The organism is Verrucomicrobiota bacterium, assembly GCA_039192515.1.
GTDB lineage: Bacteria > Verrucomicrobiota > Verrucomicrobiia > Methylacidiphilales > JBCCWR01 > JBCCWR01.
The window spans coordinates 1-7,743 of record JBCCXA010000064.1; the positions used below are offsets into that span (position 1 = coordinate 1).

General features: G+C 43.8%; 7 protein-coding genes. 6 read left to right on the plus strand and 1 reads right to left on the minus strand.

What is annotated here, in order from left to right; translation table 11 throughout:
• The first annotated feature begins 872 nt into the window (after positions 1 to 872).
• Positions 873 to 1,841, plus strand: a complete 969-nt coding sequence (locus tag AAGA18_15365; protein MEM9446720.1) for an RHS repeat-associated core domain-containing protein — start codon at positions 873 to 875, stop codon at positions 1,839 to 1,841.
• The gene (locus tag AAGA18_15370; GenBank protein MEM9446721.1) at positions 1,838 to 2,434 is read left to right on the plus strand and encodes a hypothetical protein; all 597 of its coding nucleotides are present in this window, start codon (positions 1,838 to 1,840) and stop codon (positions 2,432 to 2,434) included. Before AAGA18_15365 ends, AAGA18_15370 begins: the two co-directional genes overlap by 4 nt.
• A 261-nt stretch (positions 2,435 to 2,695) precedes the next feature.
• On the opposite strand, the gene AAGA18_15375 is transcribed toward AAGA18_15370, so the two are convergent.
• Positions 2,696 to 3,025 (minus strand): helix-turn-helix transcriptional regulator, encoded by a 330-nt coding sequence (locus AAGA18_15375; protein MEM9446722.1) that lies wholly within the window; start codon positions 3,023 to 3,025, stop codon positions 2,696 to 2,698.
• A 289-nt stretch (positions 3,026 to 3,314) separates the two neighbouring features.
• Between AAGA18_15375 and AAGA18_15380 the strand changes: the two genes are divergently transcribed.
• From AAGA18_15380 to AAGA18_15395, 4 genes are all read left to right on the plus strand, one after another.
• The gene (locus AAGA18_15380; GenBank protein ID MEM9446723.1) at positions 3,315 to 4,799 is read left to right on the plus strand and encodes a hypothetical protein; all 1,485 of its coding nucleotides are present in this window, start codon (positions 3,315 to 3,317) and stop codon (positions 4,797 to 4,799) included.
• Between the two features lie 109 nt (positions 4,800 to 4,908).
• Positions 4,909 to 5,922 (plus strand): tyrosine-type recombinase/integrase, encoded by a 1,014-nt coding sequence (locus tag AAGA18_15385; protein MEM9446724.1) that lies wholly within the window; start codon positions 4,909 to 4,911, stop codon positions 5,920 to 5,922.
• Between the two features lie 301 nt (positions 5,923 to 6,223).
• Positions 6,224 to 6,823, plus strand: coding sequence for a site-specific integrase (locus AAGA18_15390; GenBank protein ID MEM9446725.1), 600 nt, complete (start codon positions 6,224 to 6,226; stop codon positions 6,821 to 6,823).
• 189 nt (positions 6,824 to 7,012) lie between these two features.
• The gene (locus AAGA18_15395; protein MEM9446726.1) at positions 7,013 to 7,471 is read left to right on the plus strand and encodes an ORF6N domain-containing protein; all 459 of its coding nucleotides are present in this window, start codon (positions 7,013 to 7,015) and stop codon (positions 7,469 to 7,471) included.
• Positions 7,472 to 7,743 lie beyond the last annotated feature (272 nt).

Sequence of the window (7,743 nt, forward strand, 5' to 3'; positions counted from 1 at the left end):
AAAAATGCAAGTCCTCACGCCTTAAATCGTTCCACAAGGAAAATGATACCGTGATATGTTTTTGATGGAATTACCGCTTCCTGATAGTCAGCCGTGAAAGTGGCATCACCGTATCATTTTCCTTGCTCCACTATTTAGCCGCCCACAATGCCCACTTGCATTTTACTCCGCTGGCTGCCCATCCGCTCCTCGCCACAGGAGTTCCCATGTCCTTTTTGAATTTGATTGATGCCCTGCGGGGCTATGGCAAAAAGGCCACTCCACACCTCATATTAGTGCGGGCCTGCGACCACCACCAGTACCCTTCGGCACACACAGCTGTTCCTTTTAGTCTCGTTCCCTGTGTGGCTGGTGGTGGTACCCGCAGTGGCCCGCTACGCAAGTCCAACGCTCGCTGAAGGCTCTTTTACCTGTGATCCCAACGCAGAAACCAAACCCGCCTGAGTGTAGATCACTGCGGCCTTCCGCACTCTGCCAGCATCCTACCCGAATCAATTTTAGAGGTTCGCTTGGAGCATCAGTTGAAAGAATAAATGACCAGGGAATTACAACAAATAGACATGTTCGTCTAAGGTCATTTATCCTTCCAACAGATGTAAACCTCCTTTATGAATCATAAACAGCCTTTTTTAACGGTGGTAACTATGTGTCCTACACAGAATGAAATCTGAACCATACTTTTAGAGGGGCTCTCCGCGCTTAACTAAAAGGTGGAGAACCATGAAATCAGAAAAGAAGAACAATGACAGATTAAAGACAACAATGAGAGTGATCAAGGTAGCTACTAAAGCAGTGAGGCTGTTCCAAGAACTACTAGAATTACTATCTTCACTCTAGAGGCAGACGGCCTAAAAACGTTGACTTGTTGATTTTTGGGAAGGCTTAGCGGAAAAAAGTGGGAGCTGATTTTTTGCTATAGTTATACCCCCTTCGGGCTATCCTTTGCCGACAATTACTTCAAGGAGGCGTACCGACATGATTATCAAGGGCAGTATGCAGAGAAGGATGCAGAGACTGGTTGGAATGCCTTCGAGCTGCGGATGTATGATCCCATCATCGCTAGATGGATGCGACCTGATCCTTATGGACAGTTTGCTAGTCCTTATTTGGCTATGGGGAATAATCCAAAATATACTGATCCCGACGGTGGATTCATCGATGATATAGTTATGGAAGGTATAACTATAACTGCAAGTAGGCTAAGTGGAGACTTTTTGAGGTTTTCTGGAAATATGGCCATTGCAGGAAAATCTATTGGCCATTTATTTAATGCACCTTCAAAGACAATAGATATTAACTATTCCCTATCGGCCAATTTTGAAAATAATCTCAACTATAGATATCAAAAGAAACCAACTTTTGATAGAGTCAACCTTAATGATCCAATGGCTGGAGAAAACTTGGTTGGTAATTTGAGACAACTTTATGCACACTATTTAAATAACCCCGGAAGTGAAAATGTCTACGGTCGAGATGTAGTAGATCCCTCAACTGCGAATTTCAACATGGATATGACCTTATATTCACACACTCAGGATTATGAAATATCTGGACAAACGTTTTCTGTAAGTTTTCTTCAAAACCCTGCTTTTCAACCAGGAAAAATACCGTTTGGTAAACATGCACCTTCTTTAAAACCACCCGACTATACAAAAGACTCCCAAGGTAATTATATTGGGAAATTGGGCGTAAAGTATACTTTGTCTTGGGGGGCGGTGAATATCAATTACTATTTAGAGCATCATCGTGTAAATAAGGAGTCTTTTAAAAGAGCTTGGGAAACAATGCAGAAGCTTAGAAACTATATTGTAGGTCGTACCAAAACTTTGGATTTACCATGAGAGTTATTTCTATTCTTGCGATTCTGTTTGCTTCGACTTATGCTAATTGTTCTGCACACAGTGACTGTATAACAGAAAGTGAGGCTCTGGCTTTTCTAATTGAAGATTTTTTTTTGAGAGTTGATTCGATCAGTCAACCTTTTGATTTTGGACAAGAGTTGATGTTGGCTGAGTTGAAATCGGAAGGTTTTTTTGACAAGCAACTCTTCTCCAACGGACAGATATCCGATTACAGCATACCTCACATCGATTCAGTTGATCTTTTCTTAAATGAGGGTTTGTACTCCGAACAGAAATTGATTGAATTGAAGTCCCTTAACAATACCTACAATATGCTCAAAGGCTCCTTTTTGGAAGAAACAGGAGTTGCTCTACCAGAATTTGTTAACCGAGTTTCTGAATTTAATAAAAAATTGGCACTCGATAAATCCATGTATTTGGAAATTCATAAAGCAGTTGAAACTGAAAATAACTGCTATTTTCAATTCAGTTTTAAGACTAAAAAGCAAAACGAGTTAATTAGAATAATCAATATTTATGTCTTGTATGATAGACAAAAAGCTAGCTATAGCTGGTATATAAGCAGCATCTAGCTGGCCATTGCGGTAGCGCCCCCCCTCTGGCTTAAGTATGTTACTTAAGCCTATCCAATGTGGTATTGAGGGTGTAGTTAGAGTGTACTTTCAAAGGGACAGAAGGAGGAGAAGGTGTAGAAAAAGAAATTAGAAAGCCTCATATGGCTCAGTTGCTTATGATGAATAAGCGGCTTTAGCCTTATAATCACGTATAATAAGGTCCATGTAATGAAATATGCGCCCCAGCTCGGGCGCGTTTGCAACGCGACTGAAAAAGCTTTACGAATAGGCCTGCTTAGTTCTAAAGTCACGTATTAGGGCATCTACTACTAGGAAGATCTGTTGCTTACCTTCTTCCGGAAGCTTGGCGATTTCAGTAAGCCTTTGCAGGGTAGGTTGATCAATCTCTACATCCGTTTTACCGACCAGATAGTCGATAGAAACCCCCAGTGCATCTGCAATTTTAATGACCACTTCAATAGAAGGTTTTACCTCGTTGCGTTCATAACGACCGATTAGATCACCAGAAGTTCCAGCCATCTTTCCCAGCTCACCCTGAGCCATTTTACTTTTCTTCCTAAGTGCTGAAATATGCTCTCCTAGTGTCATATAGGTAGTAGAAATGATTTAAATAATCACTGAAACTCAATAATAGGTGATATAAATATCATATTCAAACGATATAAGTCTTGCTCTATTCTGATATATCTACTAGTATTGTGACAGATATATCAGAAATTTTTTTTTTAAGGAAATGCAAGAACCCACCCCAAAGCTCAACACCGCCCATCCATCCTACACTAAGCTACGGACGGAGAATCAAGACCACCTTACTTACGATCACCCGCCGCTCAATATAGCCATACTGGGAGGCATACGGTTAGAAGGCCTGGACAGAATGCGGGTGACCCTAAAAGTGCAAGTCGAACACTTGAGTATCCGGCATAACCTAGACCTGTACAATGACAATCAGACAGAGAAGCTGATAAGGAAGATCGCAGAGCGGTTAGAGGTCGGGACAAGTGTAGCAGCGGCAGTACTGACAGAGTTAACGGATGAGCTAGAGAAGTACAGGCTAGCAGAAATCGAGAAACAATCCATCGGACAAGACAAACGCAAGATGCTGGCGCCAGAAGAGGTCAAAGTAGCCCAAGACTATCTGAAAGCCCCCAACCTAATGGGACGTACGAAGGAAGACATAGGAAGGTCAGGCGTGATAGGAGAGGAGATCAACCGTCTACTCATGTACCTGATCTTCACCAGCAGGAAGCGAGAGAATCCACTACACATTATCAGCCTGGGCAGCTCAGGGATCGGCAAGACCCACTTGCAAGAGAAAGTAGCAGCACTGATCCCGGAAGAAGACAAGCTAGAGATTACCACCTTATCAGGAAACGCCTTTTACTACTTCGGACAACAAGAGCTAAGAAATAAGCTGATCCTGATAGAAGACATGGACGGGGCAGAAGAAGTATTGTACCCCTTGCGGGAAATCAAATCCAAGAGGCGAATCACCAAGACAGTCGTCATCAAGAACACCAAGGGAGAAACCAGGACAGTCACCCTGAAAGTAGAAGGGCCAGTATGCGTGGCAGGCTGCACCACCAAAGAGCGGTTGTATGAAGACAATGCCAATAGAAGCTTCCTGATCTACATCGATGAGAGCGCAGCGCAGGACGAGCAGATCATGAGCTATCAAAGAAAGCTGTCAGCAGGAAGGATCGATGTATATAAAGCAGAAGGCATCCAGGAGCTATTGAAAAACACCCAACGCGTATTGCAGCCCGTGCAAGTCAGGAACCCCTATGCAGAGCACCTACAGATCCCCAAAGAAGTGTTTAAACCAAGAAGGACAAACGCCCACTACCTGGCCTTTATCGAAGCAGTGACCTACTACCACCAATACCAAAGGGAGAAACAACACGATAAAGCTACAGGAGAAGAGTACATCAATACTACGATTGAGGATATAGAAGAAACCAACAAGTTGATGAAAGAAGTGCTACTCAGGAAGTCAGACGACCTGACTGGCGCATGCAGGAACTACTTTGAGCGATTGAAAGGCTGGCTCAAAGTACGAGATAAGGATTTATCTGCCAAAGCGAAAGTGCAGGTAGGCAGCTTTACCAACAAGGAAGTACGGCAAGCACTACGTATCAATGCCAGCAACCAAAAGCGGTACATGGTAGAGCTGCAGACAGGCTACTACATCAGGAAAGCAAAAGGCAACCAAGCCCAAGGCTTCAGGTATGAAGTGCTCAGCATGGAGGAATACGAGCAGTTGAAACAAGGGATCACAGGAGTATTAGATGAAATCGTAAAGAAGCTTAGAAATCAATCAGCTAGCTCGGGACAGAAGATAAGAAAGTCCAAAGTTCAGTAGCAGTTCATTGGATTAGTGAACCACCATAAGCCCACATTATCAGCGCGTTACAAGGTAGTTCAGTAAAACCCGAAAACACCAACCGGGCGATAATCGCCAGTAACCAAGAATGAAAAAACTCCTACTCAATAACCCATCATTTAGATACCTAGAGAAATCCTTTAGGGAATGGCTAGACGTACAAGGCTATGCGGTAAGTACAGTTTATAGCCTATCCAATCACACCAGGGAATTACTCCATTACTTAGAATCCAAAGGCATCCACCATATCAAAGAACTCACCATACAACATATTGAAAGCTACTATCAAAATCTCAAAGAAAGGGAGAACCAGAGATACGGCGGTGGACTAAGCAATGGCCATCTTAATAAGCACATCCAAGCCTTACGAAAGTTTACGGAATACCTAAGAAAAGTAGGCCGATTAGATGTACCCCATATCCAGCTAGAGAATGAAGAGACCCAACACAAAATCATTTACCTGACAGAAGAAGAAATCATCCAACTCTTTAAAGCCACACATTATCAAATAGAGCGTAAGCCCAACACAACAGCAGAAACTTATGAAGCCATCCAGGCAAGAGACCGGGCGATGCTAGCCATCTTCTACGGTTGCGGGCTCAGGAGAAATGAAGGAGTGAACCTGGACATAGGCGACATCAACTTTGACCGTTCGATACTCCATGTACGAAAAGGAAAGAACTACAAAGAAAGGTTTGTGCCTATTAGCAAGGCCAACCTGGGTTACTTAACAGAATACATCTACGATCACCGGCCAGCACTAGCCAAAGGCATTAAGACAGACGCACTGTTTATAGCCTATGCGACAGCAAAGCGGATGCAAGGGCAAAGCCTGTTTATCCGGTTGAAGAAGCTTCAATACTACACCGAGAATAGCGATTTACAAGAAAAGGAGGTAGGGCTCCATACACTCAGGCACTCAATAGCAACACACCTGCTCCAAGCAGGAATGAAGCTGGAAAGCATCAGCAGGTTTTTAGGACACGAGAGCCTGGAGAGTACACAGATATATACTCATGTTGCTGGTGTTAATCAAGAACGAGAGCAACCCTTCAACAGCATCAATACATATGAGCCAATCAGATTATCAGAGGACGAGTGAGCCGAAGCTTAAGCATAGGCTTACGAGAGGTTCCACACGGAAATCCTTTAAAGCCTACCTGGAATCCAAGCAGTTTACCGCCAAAAGCATCCAAAGCAGGATGCTGGTGTTTAGTCAATATCAACAGTGGATGGAAAGAGAGAACCTAGAATATGAGCAAGTGAGCTACACCGATCTGTTAATGTTCATGAAGTACTGCCAGGCTACAGGCAAGTCCCAACGAACGATCCGGCACCACCTGACAGTTATAAGGCACTTTTACGACCACCTGGCCCAGGAAGGAGAGGTCACCACGAACCCAGTGGCAGACATAACAGTGCAAGGTGTTAGGAGAACAGTACTTTATCATATCCTTGAACCTCATGAGCTGCACCAGCTCTACAACCAATATGAGGATGACAGCCTGAAAGGGCGAAGGGACAAAGTGATGCTGGGGCTATTGGTCTACCAAGGAGTCAGGACAGAAGAACTTGGAAAACTGGAAGTAGGGGATATTAACCTGAGGGAAGGGAAGGTAGCCGTTCCGGGAGGGGTGAGGAGCAACAGTAGGGAAATGCAACTGGAAGCCTATCAGGTAATGGACATGTACGATTACACCTTACAAATACGGCCAAAGGTCACACAGCAACCCACCGAAAAGCTATTGGTAAGTGCGTCAGGCAAGACAGATATAAGCAACTTGATGACAAGGTTGATGGTACAGCTAAGAAAGTTTAACCCCAAAGTGCTGAATGCCAATCAGGTCAGGGCAAGTGTGATCACCAAATGGTTGAAAATGTATAACCTAAGAGAAGTCCAATACCTGGCAGGCCACCGCTACATCAGTAGTACAGAAAGCTATCAACAGAATGACATGGAAGGGCTGATAGAAGAAGTTCAGCAGTTCCATCCATTGGGGTGATGAAGCTGTGCCACCGCTAAAGCTAGAGGCGACACGCGGTTTAGCGTAGTGTCCCGTTGGGATGAACTTGATATCACAATTTGCGACATCAAGATTATGAAAGATTATTTTAGCGATCAAATGAGTAAAATAAGCATACCACGAGAAGTAATAGTTAGCAAAATACACCTGATCAGAGGAAAGAAGGTGATGTTGTCCAATGATCTGGCAGAGCTTTATCAAGTAGAAACCAGGCGATTGAATGAGCAGGTAAATAGAAATATTGGCCGTTTTCCAGAGCGTTACATGTTCAAATTGACTACTGAAGAACACAAGGCTTTAAGATCGCAAAATGCGACCTTAAAGAGAGGGCAACACTCCAAATACCCACCGTATGCTTTTACAGAACACGGTATTTTGATGCTCTCAAGTGTGTTGAGAAGTGAAAGGGCGGAGAAAGTAAATATCCTGGTCATTGACACATTTGTTGAACTGAACCAAATGCTGCTTACCCATAAGGATCTTTTACTCGAAATGGAAGAGATCAAAAAGAAGGTAACTGGACAGGACGAAAAGATCAAAATGATCTTTGACTACCTCAAACAGTTCATCAAGGAACAGGAGAAACCACGTAAGCAGATCGGGTTTAAGGCAGAAGGTAAGAAATAACCCACCCCGCCAGAGGTCTGGCAGACGCATAAGTCCGCCCCAGTTCCCACGATCCAGCACACTTTTGCTGCTAGTGCAGCAACCCAGGTAAAGCGGCGTGGCTGTGGTGCGTTGGTCAGGCTGCACTCCGTAAAAATGCAAGTCCTCACGCCTTAAATCGTTCCACAAGGAAAATGATACCGTGATATGTTTTTGATGGAATTACCGCTTCCTGATAGTCAGCCGTGAAAGTGGCATCACCGTATCATTTTCCTTGCTCCACTATTTAGCCG